Origin of the sequence: Sphingopyxis sp. BSN-002 (assembly GCF_022024275.1) — a bacterium.
GTDB lineage: Bacteria > Pseudomonadota > Alphaproteobacteria > Sphingomonadales > Sphingomonadaceae > Sphingopyxis.
Genome location: NZ_CP091804.1, coordinates 3,436,373 through 3,462,685, shown reverse-complemented (window position 1 = coordinate 3,462,685; position 26,313 = coordinate 3,436,373). Strand labels below are relative to the sequence as shown.

Genomic DNA, 26,313 nt, shown 5'->3' with positions numbered 1-26,313 from the left:
TTGGCCGACGTCCATATCTACGACGCGGTGCGGACACCGCGCGGCAAAGCGCGGCCCGACGGCGGCCTCGCGGCGCTGAGTCCGCAGGAACTGGTGCGCCAGCAGGCGGCAGCACTCGCCGCTCGTTGCGGCAATATCGCGTCGGCGCCTGACGCCCTGCTGCTTGGTTGTGTCACGCAGAGCGGTACGCAGGGCGGGCATATCGCGATGCTGGCGAAGCTGCACGCAGGGCTGCCCGACGCCTGCGCCGCGCACAGCGTCAACAATTATTGCGCCTCGGGCCTGTCGGCGATCGGTCAGGCGGTGGCAAAGGTCGCGAGCGGCGAGATTGGCGTGGCGCTCGCAGGCGGGGTCGAGTCGATGAGCAGCGCGCCCTTCCTCGGGGATCGCGCCGGCTTTTACACCAACGACGAATTGCCGCCCCGCGCGCGTTTCGTCCCGCCGGTCCTCGCCGCCGACCGGCTGGCGAACGCCGAGGGCATCACCCGCGCCGAACTCGACGCGGTCGCCCTCGCGTCACAGCAGAAGGCCGCCACGGCAGAGCATGATCCGGCGCTGCAAGCCTCGCGCATCGCGACCGGCGCGCTGACCGGCGAGGAATGCATCAGGCCGCAGACGAGTGCGGAATCGCTAGCTGCCGCGCCTGCTGCTTTCGGCGAATTGCAGGCGCAATATGCGGGGGCGCTCGAGGGCGCGACTTTCGAGCCCTTGCACGCCGTCGCGCACGCCCCGCCGATCTGCGACGGTGCGGGGCTGGCGTTGATCGGCTACGGAGGATTGGGCCTCGCGCCGCGAGCGCGCGTCGTTGCCTTCGCCGAAAGCGGCGGCGACCCCGCCGCGTCGCTCACCGCGGGCTTCGCTGCGATGGACAAGGTGCTTACCCGCGCGGGACTCTCACTCGCCGAGATGGACCGCATCGAGTTCATGGAGGCCTTTGCCGTCACCATCGCCAAATTCCTCCGCGACCGCGCGCCCGATCCGGCGCGCGTGAATGTCGGCGGCGGGCATCTGGCGAAGGGGCATCCAATGGGCGCGAGCGGTGCAATCCTGACGTCCAGCCTGCTCGATGCGCTCGACGCCGCCGGCGGGAAATACGGCCTCGTCGTGCTCACCGGCGCGATGGGTGTCGGCGCCGCGATGATCGTCGAGAGAGAGGCCGGATAAATTTCCGTTAGCCATTAAATCCGGCCGCCCCACGCCCGTTAAATGGCGCATGACCACACATGCAACACCATCGAACGAGCCGGTCGGGCGGCTCCTGGGCTGGCTTGGATTACGGAGCGCGCAGGGCGGCGCCCGCGAGGAGGAGCGGCCGTCGGGGTCTCCTGCCACGCGTGACCTGATCCGCGAAGCGCGTCACCAGCTGGTGGGTGCAATCGGGACTTTTCTTCTCGACCATGATCTGGACGTGACGGCGACCAACCTGCTGATCGCACACAGCGCCTTTTCCGGGATCAATCCCCGCCTCGCGCGACAGATCGCAACACGCGCCGCAACCGGCGAAGGCATCACGCAACAGTGGCTCGACGAACTCGCCCAGCAGGAACCGATCCAGCCCGACAGCGCCGAGCTCGACCGCATGGTCGCCCGCCTCGAATCGAACCTCGAAACCTTCCACACGAACACCAAGGCGGCGCGCAGCGCGACCAGCGAATACGGCACCAGGCTCGAAGAGCATGTCAGCGACCTGGAGGAAGTGCAGAAGACCGGCGAACTCGTCTCGCACCTTGCCGACATTGCCAAGGTCATGCTCGAACGTACGCGCCACGCCGAAGAGGAAATGCGCAAGAGCGAGGACGAAGCCCGCTCGCTCCGCCGCAGTCTCGCGCGAGCCAAGCGCGACGCCGAAATCGACTATCTGACCGGCCTTCCGAACCGCCGCGCCTTCGAAGTGCTGCTCGAACGCCATTATGAAGAGGCGCGTGCCGCTTGCGAACCGCTGTCGGTCGCCTTCTGCGACATCGACAAGTTCAAGGAAGTCAACGACACCCACGGCCATGAGGCCGGCGACCGCGTGATCAAACTGATCGCAGATACGCTCGCGCATATCTCCAATGATCATTGCCATGTCGCACGCCACGGCGGCGAGGAGTTCGTGATGCTGTTCCGTCGTCTCCCGCCGAGCGAAGCCGCGAAGAAACTCGACGAGGCGCGCGAGTCGCTCGCCAACCGTCGCCTGATCAACCGCAAGACCGATCAGCCCTTCGGCCAGATCACCTTCTCCGGCGGGGTTGCCGACGTCTTCGGCTTCGGCGACGCCCGCGCGGCGCTGAAAGCCGCCGACGACGCGCTCTACCGCGCGAAGGAAAGCGGCCGCAACCGCATCGAGCTAGCCCAGCTCTAACGGCTCCAGCGCGCGAAGATGGCGGTGGGGAGCAACAGCCCCCGCGCCTCTTCGCGTACCGCCAGTTCGCCGCATTCGACCTTGCCCGGCAGATCTGCGAAAAGCTGCGCAAGCAGCTCGCCGATCGCAAGCGCCGACATGCGCACGGCATAGACCGTCAGAAACAGCGCGCGGCTGTCGGCGTCGAGCAATTGCCGACAATCGGCGAGCAAGGGCGCCAGCCCCTCCTCGAGCTGCCAACGTTCGTTGTTCGGCCCGCGCCCGAACTTCGGTGGATCAAGCAGGATCGCATCATAGCGCCGCTCGCGCCTGACCTCGCGCGCGGTGAACTTGCCCGCATCGTCGACGATCCAGCGGATCGGCTTGTCGCCCATGCCAGCCAGCGCGGCATTCTCGCGCGCCTGCGCGACCGATTTTTTCGAGGCATCGACATGCGTCACCGTCGCGCCGGCGGCTGCGAGCGCCTGGCTGCCCACCCCGGTGTAGCCGAAGAGGTTCAGGAAGGCCGGATCGGGCTTGCCGTCGACCTGGCCACGCAGCCAGTCCCATACCGGCGCCATGTCGGGAAAGAAGCCGAGATGGCGAAAGGGCGTGCAACTCGCGGTGAAGCGCGTCTCGCGCCAGCCGAGCGGCCAGCCTTCGGCGGGAACCGGCTTGTTGTAATACCAGCGGCCGCCGCCATCATCGTCCGAGGCGGGAATGAATTCGCCGTCGGCGCTTTCCCATTCGCTTTCCGGCAATGCGGGCGCCCACATCGCCTGCGGTTCGGGACGGATGAAGCGGTACGGGCCATAGCGCTCGAGCTTGCGCCCGCCTCCGCTGTCGACCAGCCCGTAATCGTCCCATGCCTCGCCGACGAGGGTGACGAGCGGCTGCAGTTCAGCCACGCGCTGCCTCGCCGAGGATATAGGCCTTCACCGCGTCGTAATCGCCGGGAAGCTTCTCGTAGCGCTCCTCGCGCTCGAACAGATTGCCGAGGCGCGCGGGGAGCGGCGGGCGGACGCCGGTCGCACGTTCGACCGCGTCGCGGAATTTCGCGGGGTGTGCCGTCGCCAGCGTGACGACAGGCACGTCCGCGTCGATCTGGAGCTCGCGCGCCGCGGCGAGGCCGACGGCACTGTGCGGATCGATGATCTGCCCGCCCTTTTCCTGCGCCCAGCGAAGCGCCAGCGTCATGCCGTCGGCATCGACGCGCGCGCTCGAGAAAAGGTCGCGCGCGCCCGCGAGCATGTCGGCCGGAATCGTCATCGCGCGCCTGGCGTCGAATTCGTTCATCATGCCCGTGATCGCCGCACCGTCGCGGCCCGCGAGGTCGAAGAGCAACCGTTCGAAGTTGCTGCTGACCTGGATATCCATGCTCGGCGTAGCGGTCGCGGTGACGCTGCCCGCGCTATAGTCGCCGCTGGTCAGCGCACGGTGCAGGATGTCGTTGACGTTGGTCGCGACGACGAGCCGCGCAACCGGAAGCCCCATGCGCGATGCGACATAGCCCGCGAACACATCGCCGAAATTGCCGGTGGGAACGCTGAACGCGACCGGGCGGTCGGGGGCGCCGAGACGGACGGCGGCATAGAAATAATAGACGACCTGCGCCATCAACCGCGCCCAGTTGATGCTGTTCACCGCCGACAGCGTCACTTGGCTGCGCGCCTCTTCGTCGCCGAACAGGCGCTTCACCATCGCCTGCGCGTCGTCGAAGCTGCCGTCGATCGAGATATTATGGACGTTCGGCGCAAGCACCGTCGTCATCTGGCGGCGCTGGACGTCGCTGACGCGGCCTTCGGGGTGGAGCATGAAGATGCGGATATGCTCGCGCCCCGCCACCGCTTCGATCGCCGCCGAGCCGGTATCCCCCGACGTCGCGCCGACGATCGTGATGTCGGTGTCGCCGCCCGCGAGAAACTTTTCGAATAGCTGGCCGAGCAGTTGCAGCGCGACATCCTTGAACGCCAGCGTCGGGCCATGGAACAGTTCGAGCAGCCAGTGGCGATGGTCGAGCTGGACCAGCGGCGTCACCGCGTCGTGGCTGAACCTCCCATAGGCGGCCTTGCAGAGCTCGCGCAGTTCGTCTTCGGTCAGGATACTCGCGACGAACGGCGTCATTACCCGCACGGCGGTTTCGACATAATCGAGCCCCGCGAGCGCGCGAATGTCCGCCGTCGACATCTGCGGCCATTTTGCCGGGACATAGAGCCCGCCATCGCCGGCGAGGCCGGCGAGCGTGGCGGCGCGGAAGTCGAGGGTCGGCGCTGAGCCGCGGGTGCTGATATAGTCCATGACGGACACAGCGCCTAGCGGTGTGCCGTCACGCCTGCAAGCGGCGGCGGACCGCGAGGATATAGATAATCAGTGCGACGATCGCGAAGAAGAACCATTGAAAGGCGTACGCCAGATGGTTGTTCGGCACGTCGGCGCCCGTCGGGACCTGGCTCGCGCGCAGCCCGGCAACCGGAGCATCGGCGACAAGCATCGCGCGCGCGGGAACCGCCCTGCCCGTCAGCCGCGCGATCACAGAGGGTTGCTCGGGGCCCGGAACGATCGTTCCCTGCACCGTGCCGCCCTTCCACTGCGGCGGTTTGAAATCCTCGGCGATCCCGACATCGACCAGTACGCCCGGCCCTTCGGCGCCGGTACGGCAGTCGGCGATCATGCGGATACCCGAATTGCCCTTGCGATCGGTGCCCCCGCGCGGGTCCCATTTGACGACCTCAAGGCAGACCACGCTGCTCTTGCGGAACAGCATCGTGTCGGGAACCGGCGGCAACTTGGGATAGGTCACGAGCGACGACATCGCCATGTTGCGGTCATAGAGCGCGATCAGCGCTTCCTTCTCGGCCTTGCGCTGCAGCTGCCAGACGCCGAGCGCGATCATCGTCGCGACGGCGCAGAGCACGACGATCGTCGGAATGATCGGCCAGCGGCGGGGCGCCGAAGCAACAGGGTCAGTCATCGCGCAACTTTCCTTCGGCCGCCTGCCGCTGATGCTCGCTCGCGAGCAATGCCGCCTTGGCGACGCGCAGGCCGTAAATGACCGCCGCCGCGGTCAGCGGCACCCACAGGATGATATGGACCCACAGCGGCGGAGCAAAGGCTGCGTCGACCCCCAGCGCCAGCGCGATCAGCAACGCGCCGATGATCATAGTCAGAAAGGCTGCGGGTCCGTCGCCGACATTGTAGCGGCCGTAATCGAGCCCGCACGACGGACAGCGATCGCGAAAACCCACCAGATCGCCGAACAGTCCCGTCGCCCCGCATTCGGGGCAGAGACCAAAAAAGGCAGCGCGCCAGAGCGGCGGCTGCCCTTTTTGTTCGTGGCTTTCGTCCGGCAACTTAGTGCGCGGCGACCGGCGCGCCCCAGCCGCCCCAGACATAGACGATGATGAAGAGGAACAGCCACACCACGTCGACGAAGTGCCAGTACCAGGCAGCGGCTTCGAAGCCGAAGTGCTGCGTCGGGGTGAAGTGGCCCTTGTAGGTGCGGACGAGGCAGACGATCAGGAAGATCGTGCCGACCAGGACGTGGAACCCGTGGAAGCCCGTCGCCATGAAGAAGGCCGAGGTATAGTTGATCGTGCCGAAGTGGAATGGCGCCTCGGCATATTCATAGGCCTGGATCGAGGTGAAGAGCATGCCGAGCAGGATCGTCGCCCACAGGCCCTTCTTCAGCCCCTCGCGGTCGCCGTGGATCAGCGAATGGTGTGCCCAGGTGATCGTCGTGCCCGAGCAGAGCAGGATCAGCGTGTTGAGCAACGGCAGCGAGAAGGCGTCGATGACGTGGATGCCCTTCGGCGGCCACACGGTCGCGGCGGCCGCGCCGTCCTGACCGAAGAGCGAGGTCACGGCGCCGTCGACGATTTCGACCGGAACCGGGAAGAGCGAGAAGTCGAACCACGCCCAGAACCAGCCGACGAAGAACATGACTTCCGACGCGATGAACAGGATCATGCCGTAGCGCAGGTGCAGCTGGACGACAGGGGTATGGTCGCCGGCATGCGCTTCGTTGATGACGTCCGACCACCAGCTGAAGAAGGTCGCGATCACGCCCATGAAGCCGAGGCCGAGGACCCATTTGCCGGCGCCGCCGAAATGGTCCTGATGCATGAACATCACGAGGCCGAAGAACATCACCAGCGCCGCGAACGAGCCGATAAGCGGCCAGACGCTGGGATTTACGAGGTGATAGTCATGATGTTTGGCACCGGACATGGCGTTGTTCCCGTTTTTAGCAGCCCCAGCTTCGCGATTCCCCATCGCTCGCCAGTCTTGTTTGGACTCTTTGGATGCGGCCTTAGCTCGCGTTTTTGTCCCCGTCTACAGGGTGGAAGGTGTAGCTGAGGGTGATTTCTTCAATGTCCCTGGCGTCGGGATCGTCCTTGATCTTGGGATCGACGAAGAACAGCACCGGCATACGCATCTGCTCGCCCGGCTTCAGCGTCTGCTGGGTGAAGCAGAAGCACTGGATCTTCGTGAAATATTTTCCCGCGGCATCCGGCGTGACGTTGAAACTTGCCGTGCCGACGACCTCGTGCGGCGATTTATTCTCGGCGATGAAGATCGCCATGTCGCGCGCGCCGATGCTGACCGTATCGGTCGGGTGTTCGGGGTAGAATTTCCAGGGGAGTTTCGGCGAGACATTGGCGTCGAAACGCACCGAGATCGTGTCGCTGAGAATCTTGGGTTCGGCGGCGGCGGCAACCGGATCGAAGCGCTGCGTCGTGCCGCCGAAACCGGTCACGCGGCAGAAGAGATTGTAGAGCGGCACCGCGGCGAAACCGAGCCCCACCATCGCCACCGCGAGCAACGCGGCGAGCGAAGCGGTCTTCGCGTTCGCCGACATCCGCTTCATTTCGGCCCCACCAGTCGCGCGATGGTGATGAAGAAGAAGAGCAGGGCGAGCCCGCCAAGCAGCCAGCCCATCAGATTGGCGCGGCTGCGCTGGCGGCGGCGATATTCTGCCTCGTCGAAAGGCGGCTGTTCGGGGGGGAGTTCGTCGGTCATAGCGGCCACCAATGGTCGGCGACGACAGCGCCGAACAGAATGAAGAGATAGGCGATCGAGTAGGCGAAGAGGCGTTTTTCGGGGCGCATCGCATCACCCTCGCCCGTCGTGCGCATCCCGACCTGGATCGACAGGAGTACGAAGACGGCCGACAGCACGACCGCGGTCCAGCCATAGAGCGCACCGGTATAGCCGAGCGGCCATGGCGCGATCGCACCGACCGCCATGATCAGCGCGTAGAAGAGGATCTGGCGCCGCGTCGAGGTTTCGCCAGCGACGACCGGCATCATCGGGATGCCCGCGGCGGCATAGTCCGACCGCACGAACAGCGCGAGCGCCCAGAAATGCGGCGGGGTCCAGAGGAAGATCAGGAGGAAGAGCAGCACCGGCAGCGGCGCGATGCTGCCCGTCGCCGCAACCCAGCCGATCAGCGGCGGAAAGGCGCCCGCCGCACCGCCGATAACGATATTCTGCGGCGTCCGCGGCTTCAGCCACATCGTATAGACGAAGACGTAAAATACGATCGAGCCGGCGAGCAGCAAGGTTGCCTGCCAGTTCGACGCGAAGAGCATCAGGAACAGCGAAAAGGCGGCGAGGCCGACACCGAACTGCAGCGCGGTCTGCGGGTCGAGCCGGCCCGCCGGAAGCGGCCGCCCGGCGGTGCGCTTCATCTTCGCGTCGAGTCCCGCTTCATACCATTGGTTGAGCGCACCCGACGCCCCTGCCCCCAGCGCGATCGCAAGGATCGAAGAGAAGGCGAGCACCGGATGGACGCTGCCCGGCGCCGCGAGCAGGCCGCACAGCGCGGTGAAGACGACAAGCGACATCACGCGCGGCTTGGTCAGCGCGAACAGGTCGCGCCAGTCGGCCGGAAGCGCCGGTTCGCCGTGGGTCAGGCTCTGCGCCATGTTAACTCCGGCCTGAAAGGGTCAAGCCCCCTGCCTAAGTTCGGCAGGGGGCGAAACCGGTCAGGCGATACGCGGCAGTTCGTTGAACTGGTGGAACGGCGGCGGGCTCGACAGCGTCCATTCGAGCGTCGTCGCGCCCTCGCCCCACGGATTGTCGGCGGCCTGCTTGCCCGCGAACAGCGACCAGAGGATGTTCACGAAGAAGAAGAGCATACCGACGGCCATGATCACATAGCCCAGCGACGAGATGTGGTGCCAATAGGCATAGGCTTCCGCATAGTCGGGATAACGGCGCGGCATGCCCTGCTGGCCCAGGAAGTGCTGGGGGAAGAACATGACGTTCACGCCGATGAAGAAGATCCAGAAGTGCAGCTGGCCCAGGACCTCGCTGTACATCCGGCCCGACATCTTCGGGAACCAGTAATAGAAGCCGGCGAAGAGCGAGAAGACCGCGCCCAGCGACAGCACATAGTGGAAGTGCGCGACGACATAATAGGTGTCGTGCAGGTTCTGGTCGACGCCGCCGTTCGCGAGCACGACGCCGGTGACGCCGCCCACGGTGAACATGAAGATGAAGCCGAGCGCCCAGACCATCGGGGTCTTGAAGCTCATCGAACCGCCCCACATGGTGGCGATCCAGCTGAAGATCTTGATGCCCGTCGGGACCGCAATGACCATCGTCGCGGCGGTGAAGTACATCTTCAGGTTCACGCTCATGCCGACCGTGAACATGTGGTGCGCCCACACGATGAAGCCGACGACGCCGATCGCGACCATGGCATAGGCCATGCCGAGATAGCCGAACACCGGCTTGCGGCTGAAGGTCGAGATGATCTGGCTGACGATGCCGAAGCCCGGCAGGATCATGATGTACACTTCGGGGTGACCGAAGAACCAGAAGAGATGCTGGTACAGGATCGGATCGCCGCCCCCGGTCGCATCGTAGAAGGTGGTGCCGAAGTTGCGGTCGGTCAGCAGCATGGTGATCGCGGCGGCCAGAACCGGCAGTGCGAGCAGCAGCAGGAAGGCGGTGACGAGCACCGACCACACGAACAGCGGCATCTTGTGCAGGGTCATGCCCGGCGCGCGCATGTTGAAGATGGTGGTGATGAAGTTGATCGCGCCGAGGATCGACGCCGCACCCGCAAGGTGGAGCGAGAAGATCGCCATGTCGACCGCCGGCCCGACCGAGCCGCTGGTCGACAGCGGGGCATAGACCGTCCAGCCGGTGCCGGCGCCATGGCCGCTGCCGCCGGGCACGAAGCTCGACCCCACCAGCATGACGAACGCAACGAAGGTCAGCCAGAAGCTGACGTTGTTCATGCGCGGGAACGCCATGTCGGGCGCGCCGATCATCAGCGGCACGAACCAGTTGCCGAAGCCGCCGATCATTGCGGGCATGACCATGAAGAAGACCATGATCAGGCCGTGCGCGGTGATGAGCACGTTCCACAGATGCTTGCCCGCAACCTCGTCACCGCCGCTACCCAGCCAGTGAGCCCAGCCGGGCAGATACTGGATGCCGGGCTCGGCGAGCTCGAGACGCATCATGCCCGAGATCACGCCGCCGACGATGCCGGCAACGATCGCGAAGATCAGATAGAGGGTGCCGATGTCCTTGTGGTTCGTGGACATGAACCAGCGGACGAAAAAGCCCGGCGTGTCGTGGTCATGATCATGGGCATGATCGTGGCCGTGCGCGTGTGCAGTCGCTGCGATATCGGTCATCTGTCGGACCCCTTGGATTATTTCTTGGCAGCCGGAGCAGCGGCGGGAGCCGCAGCCGGCGCTGCTTCGGTCGTGGCGGCGGCCGGTGCATCGGCGGCCGGAGCGGTGGTGGCGGGAGCCGGGGCGGCGGGCGCCGGCGCTGCAGCGGCCGGAGCCGCGGGTGCGGGCTTGGGATTGCCACCCTTCGAGCGGACCCAGGCTTCCCACTTCTCGACCGGCAGCACTTCGACCGCGATCGGCATATAGCCGTGATCGACGCCGCAAAGCTCCGAACACTGACCGTAATAGACGCCGACCTTGGTCGGGGTGAAGGTGACTTCATTGGCACGACCCGGGACCGCGTCCATCTTGGTCCAGAAGGCCGGAACCGCGAAGCTGTGGATCACGTCTGCGCCGGTCACGATCAGCTTCACCTGACGGCCCACCGGAACGACCATGCGATTGTCGACCGCAAGGTGATAGGGTTCGCCGGCGGCCTTCGCCTTGTCCTCGGGCAGGATCTTCGAGACATATTCGGCAATGCCCTGGTCGGGATAGGCGTAACCCCAATACCATTGGTAGCCGGTGACCTTGATCGTCAGCGCATCCTTCTTCGCCGGCTCGTACTGTGCGGCGAGAAGCTTGATCGACGGGACTGCGACCACGGCGAGGATCAGGACGGGGATGGCAGTCCACAGCACCTCGATGAGCGTGTTGTGCGTCGTCTTCGACGGGACCGGGTTCGCCTTGGCGCGATAACGGATGATCGCCCAGAGCATCAGGCCGAGCACGAACAGCGAGATGATCGTGATGATCGGCAACAGCAGCATGTGGTTGAACCACAGCGCCTGCTGTCCGAGCGGCGTCACCTGCGGCTGGAAATCGTAACCGCCGGGCGTCGGCTGCCCTTCGCAGTTCTTCGCGCCTTCGGGGCACGGAGCAGGCTTCATCGGCACATAGGTCGCGTCGCCAGCCGGAACGGCGGCCTTCGCTGCGTCGGCCGGCGCCGGAGCGGCCGTGGTCGCCGCCGCATCGGGTGTTGCCGGTGCCGGAGTCGCCGCGGTGGTGACTGCCGGGGCCGCGGCAGGTGCCGCCGCCGGAGCCGCCGCGTGCGCGGCGCCCATTGCGCCGAGCGACAAAGCCGCTGCGATTGCAATGGTTTGCAAGCTGGTTTTCAAGCTCTTCATAAGGATAGTGCCGCCCGTTGCCTGTTGTTCTTTTTGATGCCCCAACCCTTTTTCCGGATCGCCGGACATGCGTCACGGCAGCCGTCCCCAAGGCTGAATCTCGCGGGCGCTATAGACCCGCTTGCCGCTTGCCTCAAGCATCTCTAACACTATTTTACGGCTGGCAAATCTTGACCGCCGAAACGCAGTCGCCCGATCCGGGCGACGACAGGAACAAAAGACCATATCTCCCATGACCGACGACGAAATCCTGGCCGAATTCCGCGCCGCCGACGCCCTGCTGCAGGGACATTTCCTGCTCTCCTCGGGCCGCCACAGCGAATATTATCTGCAATGCGCGCGCGTGCTGATGGACACCGAGCGCGCCGGACGGCTCGCGTCGGCGCTCGCCGCCAAGCTGCCGCGCGACCTGCGCCAGACGATCGACCTCGTCGTTTCGCCCGCGATGGGCGGCGTGATCATCGGCCATGAGATGGGCCGCGCGCTCGGCAAGCCGGCGATCTTCGTCGAACGCCCGACCGGCACGTTCGAGCTGCGCCGCGGTTTCACCATCCCCGACGGCGCGAAGGTGCTGATGGTCGAGGATGTCGTGACGACCGGCCTTTCGTCGCGCGAAGCGATGGACGCGGTCCGCGCCGCGGGCGGCGACGTCATAGCCGAGGCCGCGCTGGTCGACCGGTCGGCCGGGAGCAACATCGACCTTGGCGTCCCCTTCTATCCGCTCGTTGCAATCAATTTCCCGACCTATGCACCCGATGAGTTGCCGCCCGAACTCGCGGGCAGCGAAGCGATCAAGCCCGGGAGCCGGAGCGTAGCGGCTTGAGCGCCCTCACCTCCAGACTGCGGCTCGGCGTCAACATCGACCATGTCGCAACGATCCGCAACGCGCGCGGCGGCGACCATCCCGATCCCGTGCGCGCGGCGGAGATCGTCGCGGCGTTCGGCGGTGACGGCATCACCGCGCATTTGCGCGAGGACCGGCGCCACATCCGCGACGACGATCTCGCGCGCATCCAGGCGGCGACCACCCTGCCCCTCAATCTCGAGATGGCGGCGACCGACGAGATGCTCGAGATCGCGCTTCGCCATATGCCGCATGCCGCGTGCATCGTGCCCGAGAAGCGCGAGGAGCGCACGACCGAGGGCGGGCTCGACGCTGCGGGGCAGCATAATCACCTCGCGCCCATCGTCGGGCGTCTCAACGACGCGGGCATCCGCGTCAGCCTGTTCATCGAACCCGACCCGCGTCAGATCGAGGCCGCGATGCGCCTGAAAGTGCCTGTCGTCGAATTCCACACCGGCCGCTACGCGCATGTCGAGGGCGAGGAGCGCGCCGCCGAGTTGCGCCGCATCGCCGACGCCGCCGCGCTCGCCTGGAAGAACGGCATCGAACCGCACGCCGGCCACGGCCTGACCTATGACAATGTCGTGCCGATCGCCGCGATCCCGCAGCTCGCAGAACTCAACATCGGCCATTATCTGATCGGCGAGGCGATCTTCACCGGTCTCGAACACGCGATCGGGCGCATGCGCGGCCTGATGGACGAGGCGCGCGGGTGAAGGCGCCCGGACACAGTCTCCTGCTCGTTTCCGGCCTTCTGAAAGTCGGGGGAGCGCTGCTGATCCTGCTGCTGCTCGCAAAGGCGGGATGGGATCTGGCGAGCGGCCGTCAGGTGGAAATTCCGCCGATCCTGCTGATCGCAATCGGCGCGACGCTCGCCGCGCAACTCGCGACCTGGGCCGGCTGGCGCTACGCAACGCGACGCGACACCGAAGAGTCCGGCGCATGATCATCGGCCTCGGCTCCGACCTCTGCAATATCGAGCGAATCCAGAATTCGCTCGACCGCTTCGGCGAACGCTTCGAAAATCGTGTGTTCACCGACATCGAGCGCGCCAAGGCGGCGCGGCGCCCCTTCACCCGCGCCGGCACCTACGCCAAGCGCTTTGCGGCGAAGGAAGCCTTTTCGAAAGCGGTCGGCACCGGCTTCAAGCGCGGCGTGTTCATGAAGGACATCGGCGTCGTCAACGCCCCCTCGGGTGCGCCGACGCTGGCCCTCACCGGCGGCGCTGCGGCGCGGCTCGCCGAGATGATCCCGGCGGGACACAGCGCGCATATCCATCTGACACTGACCGACGACCATCCCTGGGCGCAGGCTTTCGTCATCATCGAAGCGATCAAGGATTGAGAATGGCGAAAAGTGCGAGTGACGAAGAGACGAGCTGGGGCAAGCTGATCCGCGACATCGTGGTGATCGTCGTACTTGTGCTCGGCATTCACAGCTGCGTCGCCAAGCCCTTCTATATCCCCTCGGACTCGATGATGCCGATATTGCGGAACGGCGACCGGCTGGTCGTGTCCAAATATCCCTATGGCTGGTCCTATGCTTCGGTGAGCTTTCACCTCGCGCCGAAGATCGCGGGACGCCTGTTCGGCAAGTTGCCCGAACGCGGCGATATCGTCGTGCTCGAACATCCGGTGACGCGCGTCGACTATATCAAGCGCGTGATTGGCCTGCCCGGCGACACGATCGAGCTGCGTGGCGGTGCGCTGATCATCAACGGCAAGCCGATCAGGCGCGAAGTGCAGCCGATGCTCGCCGTTCCGGTCGACGACAATATGCCCGGCCCCGACAGCAGCCTCGGCCGGTTCATCGGCAAGGACGCGGCCGGCAAGGACGTGCTCGAACTGCCGGTCGTACGTGAGACGCTGCCCGGCGGCGCGACCTTCGATACGATCGACATGGGCCCGGGTTACATGACCGACGACTATGGACCGGTCAAAGTCCCCGCCGACCATCTGTTCCTGATGGGCGACAACCGCGACGGCAGCGCCGACAGCCGCGTGTCCGTCGAGCGCAAGGGCCTGGGAGGCCCGGTTCCGTTCGATGCGATCGCGGGCCGGGCCGAGATCATCAGCTTTTCGACCGACGGCACGGCGGAATGGTATAACCCGCTAAGCTGGTTCAAGGCGCTCAGATCGGATCGTGCGGGAACCAACCTGCGTCCCGAACATGATGCCAAGGCGAAATAGGGAGTAAGGGCATGGCGGCGACGACAGGAAAACCGGCTGCGACACGCGCCAAAGCCACCGCCAAGGCCGCGCCCGCCGCTCAGGACGATCACAAGGAAGCACCCGGGCCGACCGAAATCCGGAGCCAGCTTGTCCGCAGCGAATTGCTGAAGGCCGGCGTCTGGCTGGGGCTGGCGCTGCTCATCGGCGTCTGCATCATCCTGATCCAGCCGATCCTGCTGATCTTTGCCGGCATCGTCGTCGCGGCGATTCTCGATGGCGGCACCCGCCTGCTCGGCCGCGTCCTGCCGATCGGGCGCGGCTGGCGCCTGCTGATCGTTTGCCTGTCGCTCGTCGCCTTCCTCGCATGGACGGTGATGTTCGCGGGCTCGCAGATCGCCGATCAGGCCGCGACCCTGCAGACGGTCGTGATGAGCCAGGTCGAACGCATCGCGGCATGGGCCAGCGAACATGGAATGGGCGACCTTCAGTTCGACACAAAGACGATCACCGACAATATCGCAGGCACCGTCGGACGCGTCACGGCGGCGGTCGGCACCGTGCTCGGCGCGCTCACCAGCCTCGTGATGGTCGTCGTGCTGGGCATCTTCATCGCGATCGAACCGCGGCTTTATGAGCGCGGCGTCGCGTGGATGCTGCCGATGAAGAGCCGCGAGAATTTCTACATCACCACCGCGCGCATGGGCTTCACGCTGCGCCGTCTGATGGCAGGGCGCCTGCTCGGCATGGTGGTCGAGGGCATCGGGACCTGGCTCGCTTGCCTGGCGGTCGGGATTCCGATGGCGGCGCTGATGGGCCTGCTCACCGGCCTGCTCGCCTTCATTCCCAATATCGGAGCAATCGTGTCGGGCGTGCTCCTCGTTCTCGTCGGCTTCTCGGCCGGGACCGACGCCGGACTTTGGGCGATCGCAATCTATTTCACCGTCCAGACGGTCGACGGCTATCTGATCGTGCCGATGGTCGCGAAGCAGACGGTCGACCTCGCCCCCGCCCTCGTCCTTGGCGCGCAGATCCTGTTCGGCGCCTTGCTGGGGATCATGGGGCTGTTCCTTGCCGACCCGATCGTCGCCATGATCAAGGTCGCGCTGGAGCGCGAGGCCGAACGCAACGCGGGCGTCGCCAAAACGAAAGCGGCGGCGGGCACCTGACCCGCCGCCGCTTCGGTTTCTTCCAGGCGAGCCGCGTTACTGCGGCGGCGCAGGGGCCGGAACCGGCGCGCCGGGTGCGCCGCCGGGGCCGCCCTGCTGCATCATCTGCTGCATCGCGCGAACTTCGGCTTCCGAGCGGAAGTCGAGCAGTTCGATATCGAAGTGCAGCGTGCTGTTGGCGGGGATCGGTCCGACCGCGCGATCGCCATAGCCGAGCGACGGCGGAATGCTGATCTTGTATTTGCCGCCCTTCTGCATGCGGGTCAGCGCCTGCGAGAAGCCGGGAACGACCTGCGACACCTGCATCGGTGCCTGTTCGTTGGCGTCGAAGACCGTGCCGTCGTCGAGCTTGCCCTCATATTTCACCAGAACGACGTCGGCGGCCGTCGGGCTCGCGCCAGTGCCCGCCTTGACGGTCTCGAATCCGATGCGCGGAGTGCCCTGGAAGGCAAAGGCGACGCCGGCGACGAGCAGCGCGATAAGGCCGATCCACATCAGCCACAGCCCGCCCTTGCTCACCGGGCGCAGTGGAACCGTCGTTACGCTCATGCTCTTGTCCTTCCCCTGCCCCCCGGAAGCTCCGGCCGGGGCTGAATGTCGGGCACGCCTATAGGCGGTGCGGCGCGGGGCGGTCCAGCGGGAAAACGAAAAAGGGCGCCGCGTTACCGCAGCGCCCTTTTCTCGAATCAGGATCCCGAACGGGAGACGGTCTTACTTGATACCGTCGCGCTCCATCCGCTTGCGCTCCATCTTGCGGGCGCGGCGGACAGCGGCGGCACGCTCACGGGCGCGCTTTTCGCTGGGCTTCTCGTAGTGACGGCGCAGCTTCATTTCGCGATACACGCCCTCACGCTGCAGCTTCTTCTTGAGCGCGCGAAGGGCCTGGTCGACATTATTGTCGCGAACGATGATCTGCATACGCCGTGTCGTCTCCTGTTCGTCAAAACGATTTGTGCCACCGGGCAAGCCGGTTTGCCGTAAATCGCCGATATTCGGGCAATAAAAAGAGCGCCGCGATCACGCGACGTTCCGATGAAGCGCCAACTAGAGAGATTCGCGCCAAAATGCAAGCCCCTGCGCGGCGGAGCGTCCGATTGGCGTCCCGAAAGGCTCGCGCGCGGGGATTGTGCCCGGCCCTTTGCCTGTGGCATAGGTAGCAGGACGAAACGGATAGAGGAAGAGGACTGCCCATGGCGACCCAGCTCAAGCGCAACAGCAAATATAGCGAAGCCGAGTGGACGGCGAGGCAGGAACTGGCCGCCTGCTACCGCATCTTCGCGATGATGGGCTGGGACGAGATGATCTTCAACCACATCACGGTGAAGCTGGAAGATCAGGAAGGCGCTTTCCTGATCAACCCCTATGGCATGCACTTCAGCGAAGTCACGGCGTCGAGCCTGATCAAGATCGACATCGACGGCAACAAGCTGGACGAGGACAATCCCTGGCACGTCAACAAGGCGGGCTTTGTCCAGCACAGCCTGTTCCACCGCGTCCTGCCCGACGCGCATGCGATCATCCACACGCACACGACGGCAACGATGGCGGTTTGCGGGCTCGAAGGCGGACTGCAGCCGACGAACTTCTATGCCTGCAACTTCATGGGCCAGCTCGCCTATCACGACTTTGAAGGCGTGACCGTCCGTGAGGAAGAAGGCGCTCGGCTTGTCGAGCATCTCGGCAACAAGCGCATCCTGATGCTGCGCAATCACGGCCCTGTCGTGATGGGCAAGTCGCTGTCCGATGCCTTCATCAAATATTGGGCGCTGCAGCGCGCGTGCGAGATCCAGCTCGCGACGATGAGCATGGGCAAGCCGATCCTCGTCGACGAAGAGGTGATCAAGGTCCATCAGCGCGACCTCTATATGGCGGCGATCCCGGGCCAGTCGGGCAAGGCCGAGTTCGACGCGATGGTGCGCAAGGTCGACAAGATCGACACAAGCTGGCGTGACTAATCCGAAGGTTCCGCTAAGACCGGCCGCATGACGAGATTTTCGGTCAACGACCGGCCGGTCGAATATCGCATGGATCCCGAAACGCCCCTGCTGTGGGCGCTGCGCGACGCATCGAACCTGACGGGCACCAAATATGGCTGCGGCACCGGCGAATGCGGCGCGTGCACCGTCGATATCGACGGCGAGGCGATCCGCAGCTGCATGGTCACGATCGCCGAATGCGAAGGTCGCTTCGTCACGACGATCGAGGCGCTGTCGCGCGACCGCAGCCACCCGGTGCAGCAGGCGTGGGTCGCCGAACAGGTGCCGCAGTGCGGCTTCTGTCAGTCGGGAATGATCATGGCCGCCGCCGCGCTGCTGCGAAAGAACAGCAATCCGAGCGACGCGGAGATCGACGCCGCGATGACCAACATCTGCCGCTGCGGCACCTATCCGCGCATCCGCACGGCGATCCGCCGCGCCGGGCGCGTCCTGCGCGGCGAGGAACGTCTGGCCGTGGCACCCCCGCCCGGCATCCGGCCGGCCGATGCCGCCCTTGCCGTTCCGGCGCTGAAGAAACCCCAGGCCGACTGATCCGTTCATCTAGCTGAACCGCAGGCAACAACCGGGTTCAGCCATGATGCATCTTGCCTCCGGTAACACTCGATTCATCTTCCCGATCGGCCGGGTGCCGTATGGGACATTGGAGAATGCCGAGATGAAGAAGACCCTTGGAGGATTGCTGATCGCAGCGACGATCCTCACCCCCATCGCGCCCGCCGCCGCCCAGGCGAACGGCGAGCGCATCCAGATTGCCCAGCGCGGTGATCGCGGCGGCGAGCGCGGTCCGCGCGGCCCCGAAGCACGCCGCGGCGGCAACTGGAACGGCGGCAACAACGGCGGCGGCCAGCGCGTCGAGCGCCAGCGTCCGCAGAGTGCGCCGCAGACGCAGCAGGTCCAGCAGGCTCCGCGCCCTGATCGCGGTGACCGCGGCAACCGTGGCGGCAATGGCTGGAACGGCCAGCGGCAGGGCGGCGGCGACCGCCAGTGGCAGGGCCAGCGCGGCACCACGCAGCGCCCGGTCGTCCAGCAGCAGCGCCCCGTTGTGCAGCAGCAGCGCGTGACCGGCCAGCGTGGCACGTACGATCGCAACCGCGATGGCCGCACCGATCGCCAGTGGGATCGCAACCGCGACGGCCAAGTCGACCGCCGCTGGGACCAGAACCGTAATGGTCAGGTCGACCGCCGCTATGACCGCAACCGCAACGGCGACCTCGATCGCCGCTGGGACCGGAACAACGACAACCGCGTCGATCGCCGCTACGACCGGAATCGCAACGGCACCGTCGACCGGCGCTATCGCGACGGCCGCCCCGGTAACAACTGGAACCGCGACTGGCGCAGCGACCGCCGCTACGACTGGCACAGCTATCGCGACCGCAACCGGAACTACTACCGGATGCCGCGCTATTACAACCCGTACCGCGGCTATGGCTACACGCGCTTCAGCATCGGTTTCTCGCTGAACTCGCTCTTCTATAGCCAGCGCTACTGGATCAACGATCCCTGGTACTATCGCCTGCCGCCGGCGTACGGCGACTATCGCTGGGTCCGCTATTATGACGATGCGCTGCTCGTCGACGTCTACAGCGGCCAGGTGGTCGACGTGATCTACGATTTCTTCTGGTAATATTCCTTTCGGTTATCAGATGACAAACTGGGGGCCGGCTCGACCGGCCCCTTTTTTGTGAGCATCGCCGCGCTTCCGGCCCCTCTTTTTATCGCCTTGCCCTCCCCGGCCCCGCGCGCCACGATGCCGCCGCAACACAGGGGAGATTCCATGCGCACAATCGGACTGGTCGCTGCCGCGGCCGCCGCACTGCTGAGCGGCACGGCGTACGCCAAAACCACCATCATCTACGCCGGCCGCGTCATCACCGACGCGGGCAATGCGCCCGAAGGCCCGTCGACCGTCACGGTCACCGACGACCGCATTACCTCGATCACGCCCGGCCGCGCCGCCGCGCCGGCCGACGCCGAAGTCGTCGATCTCGGCGACAAGACGCTGCTTCCCGGTCTCATCGACCTCCACGTCCATCTGACCGGCGATCCCGGTGGCGATTATCGCAGCGAGGCGGTCGATCCCGACGAATGGGGCGTCGTTGTCGGCGCGAAAAACGCCCGAGTCACGCTCCGCGCCGGCTTCACCACCGTGCGCGAAGCCGGGTCGGCACAATATACCGCCTTCTCGCTCCGCCGCGGCACCGCCGAGGGCTTGATCGAGGGGCCGCGCATCATTGCTGCCGGCCCACCGCTGTCGATCATCGGGGGCCATGGTGACGTCACCGGCTTCCGCGAGGATATCCACGCCGTGCTCGATCAGGGCTATACCTGCACCGGCGCGGTCGAATGCGCCGAAAAGGTCCGCAAGGCCTCGCGCGCCGGCGCGGATGTCATCAAGATCACCGCGACCGGCGGCGTCCTGTCGCAGCAGGGTCGCGGGCTGGAAGGCCATTTCTCGAACGCCGAACTCGAAAGCATCGCCACGACCGCGCATTCGCTGGGGCTGAAGGTCATGGCGCATGCGCACGGCGCGCGCGGGATCGAATCCGCCGCCGCCGCCGGCATCGACAGCATCGAGCACGGTACCTTCGCCGACGAGGCCGCGCTCAAGGTCATGAAGGCGAAGGGCACCTATATGGTCCCGACGCTGATGGCGTTCGAGGGCATCCGCGAACGGCTCGGCAAAGGCATCTATACCCCGACGGTCGAGACCAAGGTCCGTATGACGCTGAACGACGTCGGCAAGGCCGTGGGCCGTGCGAAGGCGCTGGGCGTCCCCATAGCCTTCGGCACCGATGCAGGGGTGTTCGAGCACGGCCGCAACGCCGGCGAGTTCGCGCTCCTCGTCAAATATGGCCTCACCCCGCGCGAGGCGCTGGCCAGCGCAACGACGGTCGCCGCGAAGCTGCTGTCGATGGAAGGCGAGATCGGCCGCATTGCACCCGGCATGTCCGCCGACATGATTGCGGTGAACGGCGATCCGCTGAGCGACGTGACGACGCTGGAGAAGGTCGACTGGGTAATGGTCCGCGGCCGGATCGCCGACTAGCGGACGTCAGGCGGCGCGGTCGATCCGCGGGCGCGCCGCCTTCCTCGCGGGGCCGATCAACCCCGCGATATCGACCGCCTCGGCGAACTGGACGCCAACGCGATTTCCTTCGGACCAGCGCGCCGACGCCTCGACGATCTCGTCCGACCCGAATTCGATCATCAGCCGCGTCCCGTCGGGGACGTTCCACAGTCCCTCGATCAGCGCGCCGCGCGACGAGATATTGCGGATGATCGCTTCATACCGATAACCGCCGCTTTCGATCTGGATCGTCCGGAAGGTCCGCACGCGCGGTTCCCGCGCGCTCTTGAAGCCTTGGGCGACAACGCGCCCGCCGCCCTCGGCGAGCAGTTTCAGCACCTCGCCAAGGTCCATCGGCTTGCCGTAGATATAACCCTGGACATGGCTGCAGCCGAGGCCGCGGATCAACGCGAGGTCGTCGTGCGTCTCGACCCCCTCGGCGGTCGTCTCCATGTCGAGCGCGGTCGCCAGCCCGACGATCGACGAGATGATCGCCGCGTTCATGCTGCTGGGGTCCGCCGCACCGAGCACGAAGCTCTGGTCGATCTTGATCTTGTCGAACGGCGCCTTCTTCAGATAGCCGAGCGCCGAATAGCCCGTTCCGAAATCGTCGAGCGCAAGGCGGACGCCGGTGCGTTTCAGCTTCTGGAACATTTCCAGATTTTCGGGGCTTTCGTCGAGGAACACGCCCTCGGTAATTTCCAGCTCGAGCTGTTCGGGACGGATGCCGGCGGCGGCAACCGCATTCATGATCGTCGCGGGCAATTTCTCGTTCGCAAACTGCCGCGGCGAGACATTGACCGCCACGCGATAGTCGGGGCCGAGCCGCGCGATCGCGTCGCACGCCGAGCGGATGATCCATTCGCCGATCGGGACAATCAGGTTCGATTCCTCGGCGATCGGGATGAACTTCGACGGGCTGATGACGTCGCCCATGTCGCGCTGCCAGCGGATCAGCGCCTCGAAGCCCGAAATATGCTCGCTGCCGACGTCGACGATCGGCTGATAGAGAAGCTTGAGCTCGTCCTTCGCGAGCGCGTCGCGCAGCGCGTCTTCGATGGCCTTCCGCTCGCTCGCCTGATTGTGCATCGCGTCGGCGTAAAAGCGATAGACGCCGCGCCCCGCATCCTTCGCCGCATAGAGCGCGAGATCCGAATTGCGGACAAGCGCGGACGAGGTGACCCCGTCGCCTTCGGATATCGCTATGCCGATCGAAGAACCGATCCGCACCTGTTCGCCCTCGATCGCGAACGGCTTGGCGAGGCTCAGAATGATCGCGTTCGCGATGCCCGCCAGCTTTTCGGCCTGGATAATCTGCGGCAGGACGATCTGGAATTCGTCGCCGCCAAGCCGCCCGACCTGTCCCTTGTCGCCGACGATCTGCGTCACCCGGCCCGCGACCTGCTGGAGCAGCTGGTCACCGACCGGGTGACCGAGCGTATCGTTGACCGCCTTGAAGCGGTCGAGATCCATCAGCAGCAGCGCACAGGGCTGCGCCTGCCCCATATGATTGCGGAGCGCGCGTTCGAGCAGATCGGTGATGTGGAGGCGGTTCGCGAGCCCGGTCAGCGTGTCGTAGCGTGCGAGCTGATTGATCTCGCGCTCCGACCGCTTCTTTTCGGTAAGGTCGGTTCCCGAACCGCGAAAGCCCTGGAAATTGCCCAGCTCGTTGCTGATCGGGTGACCCGAAATCGACCACCACCGCTCTTCGCCGTCGACCGCAGCCTGCACCGTCAGTTCGTTGAAGGGTGTGCGCGACGAGAGGCTGAAGCCAAGCGTCCGCTCTTCGCTGTCGTCGTTGCCGACGCGCTTGCGGATGATGTCGGTGAAGGGACGCCCGAGGATGTCGGCAAGCGGCAGGCCCAGCTTCGCAGCGACAGTCGGCGAGATATAGACAAGCTGGCCGCCGCGATCGGTTTCCCAGAACCAGCCGCGCCCGGCACGCTCGAAATCGCGCATCAGCCCCAGTGCGCGCTGCTGCTCGCTGATCGACAGCCGGCTGGCGCGCGTCGCGCGGCGCTGATGGCGAACGTCCTCGCGCATCATCACGATCAGCACGCCAAGGAATACAAGCCCGGCGACGCCGAAAGGCCAGGATGCGATCCCGATCGCACCGCCCAGCGCCGTCGCGCCCGCGAAGGCAAAGAAAGCGGGCCGCGCGATCGCGACCGCCGACGCCGCCACCAGAATCGTGCCGAGCTGGATCGCCGAGAAGGCGTCGAAATACAGGCGGCCGTCATTGACCGCGACGGCGGGGAACATCGCGGCCGCGTTGAGCAGGCTGCCGATCACAATCGCACCCATGCCCGCGATGACGAAGGGACGCGTCCGCTCCGCGATATGCCTGGGGCTGACCCGGGTCCACTGTCCGATCACCGTCAGCAACAGATCGCACGCAAGTCCGCCCGCCATCACCGCCCATTGCGACGCGTGCTGCAGGAAGCCGGGAATGCCGGGCACGAAAGCGCAGACGAGGAACGCGAGCGCGCGGCCGAGGAACACATAGTGCCACAGCTGCGCGACGCGCGTCAGCCGCGCCACGAATTTGGGCGAATCGAACAGGGAATCGCCCTCGGGCAATTCACCGTCGACCGGCCGCACGATGCTCCGCTTCACACCCAAAAAATTGCGTCCCTGCCGCTCTGGTCCGACGGGCAAGGCTCTGTCCCAAAGGCGTTTCCAAATCCTTACCCCGGATCCCCGATCCGCGCCGATTCTGTACCAAAACGGAAGGGGTTGGGTTTCGCTTCGCAACGGGTTAGGGTGGGCCATGTCCGCTGTCCGCCTGCTCCCGCCCGACCGCTTTTTCGACCGCGACGCATGGCGCGCGATCACCACCGCGTCGCGCTGGCGTGGTCCGTGGCTGGTCGCGCACGCATGGATCGTCAGTATCGCAGCGGTCGGGCTGGCCGCGTGGAGCGGAAATCCGGCGGCCTGGCTGCTCGCCGTGGCGATCGTCGGCGGCCGTCAGCTCGGCCTTGCCATCCTGATGCATGAGGCCGCGCACGGGTTGCTGCATCCCGATCGAAAGATTAACAATTTTCTCGGCCAGTGGCTGACCGGCGCCGCTGTCGGATCGGACCTGATCGCCTATCGCACCTATCATCTGCAGCATCACAAATTCACGCAGCAGCCCGAAGATCCCGACCTGTCGCTGTCGAAGCCGTTTCCGACGACGCGCGCCAGCCTCGGACGCAAGGTGCTGCGCGACCTGACCGGCCAGACCTTCTTCAAGCAGCGGATGGCACAGTTCGCCTACGCCTTCAAAGGGCTCAAGGCGATGCTCCGCGGAGAACAGGTCGACAAGGGCCGCGCCAGCACCAAGGCCGGAACGCCGTTCAACAAGCAGTCCGACGACGGCATGACGTCACCGACGATCGACGTTGCCGGCGCAATGGCGGTCGCGCGCGCGGTCGGGCGGTTTCTGGTCGTTCAGGCGGTGCTGCTCGCAGCGTCGCTCTTGCTCTACGGCTGGACGCCGTATCTGCTCTGGCTCGCAGGGCTCGCAACGACCTTCCAGCTCTACCTGCGGATCCGCAACATCGCCGAACATGCCTGCACGACGACGGGCAGCGACGATCCCTTCACCCATGCGCGCACCACCTACGCTGGCTGGATCGCGCGCGCCACGGTGGCGCCATATTGGGTGAACTTTCACGCCGAGCATCATCTGTTCATGGGGGTCCCCTGCTATCGCCTGCCCGCGGTCCACGCGATGTTGGGGCAGCAGGGCAAGCATGGGGAGATGACGATCGCGCCCACCTATGCAGCGGTGTTGCGGCAGGTCACCGCGCGCGGCTAGTCCGCGAGGATCAGCACTCCGTCGGCGAGCCACTGGCCGAGCCAGACGGCAAGCTCTTCCATCGCCGCCGCTTCGCCGACCCGTTCGATCACATGCGCGCTGAGCGCCGTAAAGTTTGCTCCAGCCGCCAATAGCGACAGCGCATCGGCTTCACCCGCCGACAGGCTGCGAAAGCTCGTCTGCTGGCGATTGCGCCAGACGAGCAAGGTCACCGGTTCGGCGAACGCGACAGGTTCGGGCGGCTCTTCTTCCGCGTCGAGCGCGCTCCACAGCGCCGCACTGTTGAACCGGAGCGCGAGGAGCGCCGCCCCGGGATGAAGCGTCAGCGGCCGCCCGATCCATGCATCGCCGAGTTCGCCGACCATCGCCGCATCGAGCACCGGCGTATCGGGCGCGTCGAAGGCGGATCGCAGCGCCCAGTCGATCACCGCCACCTCGGCGAGTTCGCCATCATCGGGGAAATGCCGGGCCAGGAATTCGGGAAAAGCGCCGCCATAATAGCGCAGGTTCCGCGTCGTCGACGGGTTCGCCGCCAGATAGGCGCCTGCGATGTTGTCGAACTGCTCGTCGCCCAGATAGGCATGCAAGCGCTCGAAATGGTCCGACAGCACGCCGATCAGGCTCGCGCGGTAATTATTGCGATAGATGTCGAGCCGCTTGCGCGCACCGACGCGCACATCGTCGACGATCAGCGCCTCGGCCCCGGCATCGCCCGCGATGATCCCCGCGAGGAACCGCTGCTGAACCTCGCGCAGCGTCTCAGGCATGCGCCGGCTCCAGCACGCTCGCGGCAAGCGCGCGCGCGCGGTCGAGTTCGGCGATCACGTCGGCGAGGGGCGGAATGTCGTCGTCGCGCTCGATCATCGTGGCGACCGGGCCGAACATGCCGATCGCCCTGGCATAAAGCTCCCACACCGCATCGCAGACCGCGGCATCATGCGTGTCGATGACATAGTCGCCCATGTCGCTGTGCCCCGCGAGGTGGATCTGCTGGATGCGATCGGCGGGCAGTCCGGCAAGATAATCGAGCGGGTCGAAGCCGTGGTTGCGCGCGCTGACATAGATATTGTTGACGTCGAGTAGCAGCAGGCAGTCGGCGCGCTCGGCCATTTCGGCGAGAAACTCCCATTCGCTGCGGTCCGACGAGCGGAACGTCACATAAGAGGAGGGATTTTCGATCAGGATGCGCCGTCCGAGATAGTCCTGCACGCGGCCGATATTGCCGACGACGCAATCGAGCGCGGGCGCGTCATAGGGCAGCGGCAACAGGTCGTGCGTGTTATGTGCGTTGATCCCGGTCCAGCAGAGATGGTCCGAAATCCACAGGGGTCCGACGCGCTGCTCAAGCGTCTTGAGCTGACCCAGATAGTCCATGTCGAGCGGCTCGTCTGACCCGATCGACAACGACACGCCGTGCATCACGACCGGATAGTCGGCGCGGATCGCGTCGAGCATCGCAAGCGGCTTGCCGCCGGGCACCATATAGTTTTCGGAAATGATCTCGAGCCAGTCGACCGGCTGCGGTCCGGCGAGAAATTCGGGATAATGGTCGGGGCGCAGGCCAAGGCCGAAACCCGGCGACGGCGCGGTCTTGCTCTCGGTCATGTCGTTCGTTCGCCCCGGAAATGGAAGGCCCGGCTGAGCGCCGGGCCCGCCAGATCAATCAGACGCCGATCTTGCCGCCGTCGGTCAGGCATTTGCCGGCCGCGAGCTTCTTGAAGCCCTTGCCCTTGCAGCTGTTCGCGCCCGCGCAGCTGTTGCCCGCGGTGCTGCAGCCCGAATCGCCGCTGCACGAGGCCGCTTCGACCTTGCAATCCGACGAGCCCTTGCAGCTGTTGACGCCATAGCATTTGACCGTGTCGCTGGCGCCGATCTGCTTCGGCAGCGGCTTGTCTGCGGCGACGGCGGTCGCCGAAAGCGCAAGCGCGGTGGCCGAAGCGGCAATGAGACCGGCGAGTTTGTTGCTGTTCATGTGATCGTCCCTTCCCTTGGTTGTCCAGATAAGGTGGAGCGAATCGTCGCTCCCGTGCTGTTGTCACACGACCCGCGGGTCTTGTGGCATGATCTGGATCACAGGCGAAGGGATTCTTCCCGGACCGCGACGAAGCGAGGCCCGGGA

The 26,313-nt window shown here is 65.6% G+C and carries 29 protein-coding genes; 13 read left to right on the top strand and 16 right to left on the bottom strand.

The genetic code is table 11. From position 1 onward, the window contains the following. Positions 1 to 1,164 (top strand): acetyl-CoA C-acyltransferase, encoded by a 1,164-nt coding sequence (locus L7H23_RS17155; protein ID WP_237837076.1) that lies wholly within the window; start codon positions 1 to 3, stop codon positions 1,162 to 1,164. Positions 1,165 to 1,213: 49 nt separating this feature from the next. Beyond that, complete coding sequence (locus tag L7H23_RS17150; RefSeq protein ID WP_237837075.1) at positions 1,214 to 2,344, top strand: GGDEF domain-containing protein; 1,131 nt, start codon at positions 1,214 to 1,216, stop codon at positions 2,342 to 2,344. On the opposite strand, the gene L7H23_RS17145 is transcribed toward L7H23_RS17150, so the two are convergent. The 10 genes from L7H23_RS17145 to coxB all read right to left on the bottom strand — a co-directional run bounded on the left by L7H23_RS17145 (position 2,341) and on the right by coxB (position 11,144). After that, on the bottom strand, positions 2,341 to 3,231 hold the full coding sequence (locus L7H23_RS17145) for a class I SAM-dependent methyltransferase (RefSeq protein WP_237837074.1): 891 nt from the start codon (positions 3,229 to 3,231) through the stop codon (positions 2,341 to 2,343). The two genes, L7H23_RS17150 and L7H23_RS17145, sit on opposite strands and share 4 nt — an antisense overlap. After that, positions 3,224 to 4,621 (bottom strand): threonine synthase, encoded by a 1,398-nt coding sequence (gene thrC / locus L7H23_RS17140; RefSeq protein WP_237837073.1) that lies wholly within the window; start codon positions 4,619 to 4,621, stop codon positions 3,224 to 3,226. Before thrC ends, L7H23_RS17145 begins: the two co-directional genes overlap by 8 nt. 28 nt (positions 4,622 to 4,649) lie before the next feature. Further along, a complete protein-coding gene (locus L7H23_RS17135) occupies positions 4,650 to 5,294 on the bottom strand; it encodes an SURF1 family protein (RefSeq protein WP_237837072.1) in 645 nt (214 codons plus the stop codon). Then, positions 5,287 to 5,715 (bottom strand): DUF983 domain-containing protein, encoded by a 429-nt coding sequence (locus L7H23_RS17130; protein ID WP_237837071.1) that lies wholly within the window; start codon positions 5,713 to 5,715, stop codon positions 5,287 to 5,289. The genes L7H23_RS17135 and L7H23_RS17130 overlap by 8 nt, the downstream gene beginning before the upstream one ends. Then, positions 5,675 to 6,550 (bottom strand): cytochrome c oxidase subunit 3, encoded by an 876-nt coding sequence (locus tag L7H23_RS17125; RefSeq protein WP_237837070.1) that lies wholly within the window; start codon positions 6,548 to 6,550, stop codon positions 5,675 to 5,677. The genes L7H23_RS17130 and L7H23_RS17125 overlap by 41 nt, the downstream gene beginning before the upstream one ends. 82 nt (positions 6,551 to 6,632) lie before the next feature. Further along, the gene (locus L7H23_RS17120; protein WP_237837069.1) at positions 6,633 to 7,190 is read right to left on the bottom strand and encodes a cytochrome c oxidase assembly protein; all 558 of its coding nucleotides are present in this window, start codon (positions 7,188 to 7,190) and stop codon (positions 6,633 to 6,635) included. After that, the gene (locus L7H23_RS17115; RefSeq protein WP_237837068.1) at positions 7,187 to 7,342 is read right to left on the bottom strand and encodes a hypothetical protein; all 156 of its coding nucleotides are present in this window, start codon (positions 7,340 to 7,342) and stop codon (positions 7,187 to 7,189) included. The genes L7H23_RS17120 and L7H23_RS17115 overlap by 4 nt, the downstream gene beginning before the upstream one ends. Then, positions 7,339 to 8,250 (bottom strand): heme o synthase, encoded by a 912-nt coding sequence (locus L7H23_RS17110; protein WP_237837067.1) that lies wholly within the window; start codon positions 8,248 to 8,250, stop codon positions 7,339 to 7,341. Before L7H23_RS17110 ends, L7H23_RS17115 begins: the two co-directional genes overlap by 4 nt. 60 nt (positions 8,251 to 8,310) lie before the next feature. Then, positions 8,311 to 9,978, bottom strand: coding sequence for a cytochrome c oxidase subunit I (gene ctaD, locus L7H23_RS17105; protein ID WP_237837066.1), 1,668 nt, complete (start codon positions 9,976 to 9,978; stop codon positions 8,311 to 8,313). Between the two features lie 17 nt (positions 9,979 to 9,995). Beyond that, a complete protein-coding gene (gene coxB / locus L7H23_RS17100; protein ID WP_237837065.1) occupies positions 9,996 to 11,144 on the bottom strand; it encodes a cytochrome c oxidase subunit II in 1,149 nt (382 codons plus the stop codon). Between the two features lie 232 nt (positions 11,145 to 11,376). Between coxB and pyrE the strand changes: the two genes are divergently transcribed. Genes pyrE through L7H23_RS17070 form a run of 6 tightly spaced genes read left to right on the top strand, consistent with a single transcriptional unit; the run spans position 11,377 to position 15,325 of the window. After that, complete coding sequence (gene pyrE, locus L7H23_RS17095) at positions 11,377 to 11,967, top strand: orotate phosphoribosyltransferase (protein WP_237837064.1); 591 nt, start codon at positions 11,377 to 11,379, stop codon at positions 11,965 to 11,967. Further along, complete coding sequence (locus tag L7H23_RS17090; protein ID WP_237837063.1) at positions 11,964 to 12,704, top strand: pyridoxine 5'-phosphate synthase; 741 nt, start codon at positions 11,964 to 11,966, stop codon at positions 12,702 to 12,704. The genes pyrE and L7H23_RS17090 overlap by 4 nt, the downstream gene beginning before the upstream one ends. Next, positions 12,701 to 12,934 carry a hypothetical protein gene (locus L7H23_RS17085; RefSeq protein WP_237837062.1) on the top strand — a complete coding sequence of 78 codons (234 nt, stop codon included), beginning with the start codon at positions 12,701 to 12,703 and terminating at the stop codon, positions 12,932 to 12,934. Before L7H23_RS17090 ends, L7H23_RS17085 begins: the two co-directional genes overlap by 4 nt. Continuing rightward, positions 12,931 to 13,332: a holo-ACP synthase gene (gene acpS / locus L7H23_RS17080; RefSeq protein WP_237837061.1), complete on the top strand. Its 402-nt coding sequence runs from the start codon at positions 12,931 to 12,933 to the stop codon at positions 13,330 to 13,332. Before L7H23_RS17085 ends, acpS begins: the two co-directional genes overlap by 4 nt. Positions 13,333 to 13,334: 2 nt before the next feature. Continuing rightward, complete coding sequence (lepB, locus tag L7H23_RS17075) at positions 13,335 to 14,177, top strand: signal peptidase I (protein WP_237837060.1); 843 nt, start codon at positions 13,335 to 13,337, stop codon at positions 14,175 to 14,177. A gap of 11 nt (positions 14,178 to 14,188) precedes the next feature. Continuing rightward, positions 14,189 to 15,325, top strand: a complete 1,137-nt coding sequence (locus tag L7H23_RS17070) for an AI-2E family transporter (protein ID WP_237837059.1) — start codon at positions 14,189 to 14,191, stop codon at positions 15,323 to 15,325. A gap of 36 nt (positions 15,326 to 15,361) precedes the next feature. Here L7H23_RS17070 and L7H23_RS17065 read toward each other — a convergent pair whose 3' ends face one another. Then, the gene (locus tag L7H23_RS17065; protein WP_237837058.1) at positions 15,362 to 15,874 is read right to left on the bottom strand and encodes an FKBP-type peptidyl-prolyl cis-trans isomerase; all 513 of its coding nucleotides are present in this window, start codon (positions 15,872 to 15,874) and stop codon (positions 15,362 to 15,364) included. A gap of 162 nt (positions 15,875 to 16,036) precedes the next feature. Further along, on the bottom strand, positions 16,037 to 16,243 hold the full coding sequence (gene rpsU, locus L7H23_RS17060) for a 30S ribosomal protein S21 (protein WP_003047635.1): 207 nt from the start codon (positions 16,241 to 16,243) through the stop codon (positions 16,037 to 16,039). A 272-nt stretch (positions 16,244 to 16,515) separates the two neighbouring features. Here rpsU and L7H23_RS17055 point away from each other — a divergent pair, with 272 nt between their 5' ends. The 4 genes from L7H23_RS17055 (at position 16,516) to L7H23_RS17040 (ending at position 20,371) form a co-directional block, all read left to right on the top strand. Next, positions 16,516 to 17,280 (top strand): class II aldolase/adducin family protein, encoded by a 765-nt coding sequence (locus L7H23_RS17055; RefSeq protein ID WP_054588149.1) that lies wholly within the window; start codon positions 16,516 to 16,518, stop codon positions 17,278 to 17,280. A gap of 27 nt (positions 17,281 to 17,307) precedes the next feature. Further along, on the top strand, positions 17,308 to 17,853 hold the full coding sequence (locus L7H23_RS17050) for a (2Fe-2S)-binding protein (protein WP_237837057.1): 546 nt from the start codon (positions 17,308 to 17,310) through the stop codon (positions 17,851 to 17,853). A 124-nt stretch (positions 17,854 to 17,977) separates the two neighbouring features. Continuing rightward, positions 17,978 to 18,949: an RcnB family protein gene (locus tag L7H23_RS17045; RefSeq protein ID WP_237837056.1), complete on the top strand. Its 972-nt coding sequence runs from the start codon at positions 17,978 to 17,980 to the stop codon at positions 18,947 to 18,949. Between the two features lie 150 nt (positions 18,950 to 19,099). Then, positions 19,100 to 20,371: an amidohydrolase family protein gene (locus L7H23_RS17040; RefSeq protein ID WP_237837055.1), complete on the top strand. Its 1,272-nt coding sequence runs from the start codon at positions 19,100 to 19,102 to the stop codon at positions 20,369 to 20,371. Between the two features lie 6 nt (positions 20,372 to 20,377). Here L7H23_RS17040 and L7H23_RS17035 read toward each other — a convergent pair whose 3' ends face one another. After that, complete coding sequence (locus L7H23_RS17035; RefSeq protein WP_237837054.1) at positions 20,378 to 23,008, bottom strand: EAL domain-containing protein; 2,631 nt, start codon at positions 23,006 to 23,008, stop codon at positions 20,378 to 20,380. A 154-nt stretch (positions 23,009 to 23,162) separates the two neighbouring features. Between L7H23_RS17035 and L7H23_RS17030 the strand changes: the two genes are divergently transcribed. Beyond that, entirely contained in the window at positions 23,163 to 24,194 is a 1,032-nt protein-coding gene (locus L7H23_RS17030) for a fatty acid desaturase family protein (protein ID WP_237837053.1), read from the top strand. On the opposite strand, the gene L7H23_RS17025 is transcribed toward L7H23_RS17030, so the two are convergent. The 3 genes from L7H23_RS17025 to L7H23_RS17015 are packed head-to-tail and all read right to left on the bottom strand — an operon-like array spanning position 24,191 to position 26,166. After that, the gene (locus L7H23_RS17025) at positions 24,191 to 24,961 is read right to left on the bottom strand and encodes a putative DNA-binding domain-containing protein (protein WP_237837052.1); all 771 of its coding nucleotides are present in this window, start codon (positions 24,959 to 24,961) and stop codon (positions 24,191 to 24,193) included. The genes L7H23_RS17030 and L7H23_RS17025 overlap by 4 nt on opposite strands. After that, the gene (locus L7H23_RS17020; protein ID WP_237837051.1) at positions 24,954 to 25,799 is read right to left on the bottom strand and encodes a DUF692 domain-containing protein; all 846 of its coding nucleotides are present in this window, start codon (positions 25,797 to 25,799) and stop codon (positions 24,954 to 24,956) included. Before L7H23_RS17020 ends, L7H23_RS17025 begins: the two co-directional genes overlap by 8 nt. 58 nt (positions 25,800 to 25,857) lie before the next feature. Then, a complete protein-coding gene (locus tag L7H23_RS17015; protein ID WP_237837050.1) occupies positions 25,858 to 26,166 on the bottom strand; it encodes a hypothetical protein in 309 nt (102 codons plus the stop codon). Positions 26,167 to 26,313: the final 147 nt, after the last annotated feature.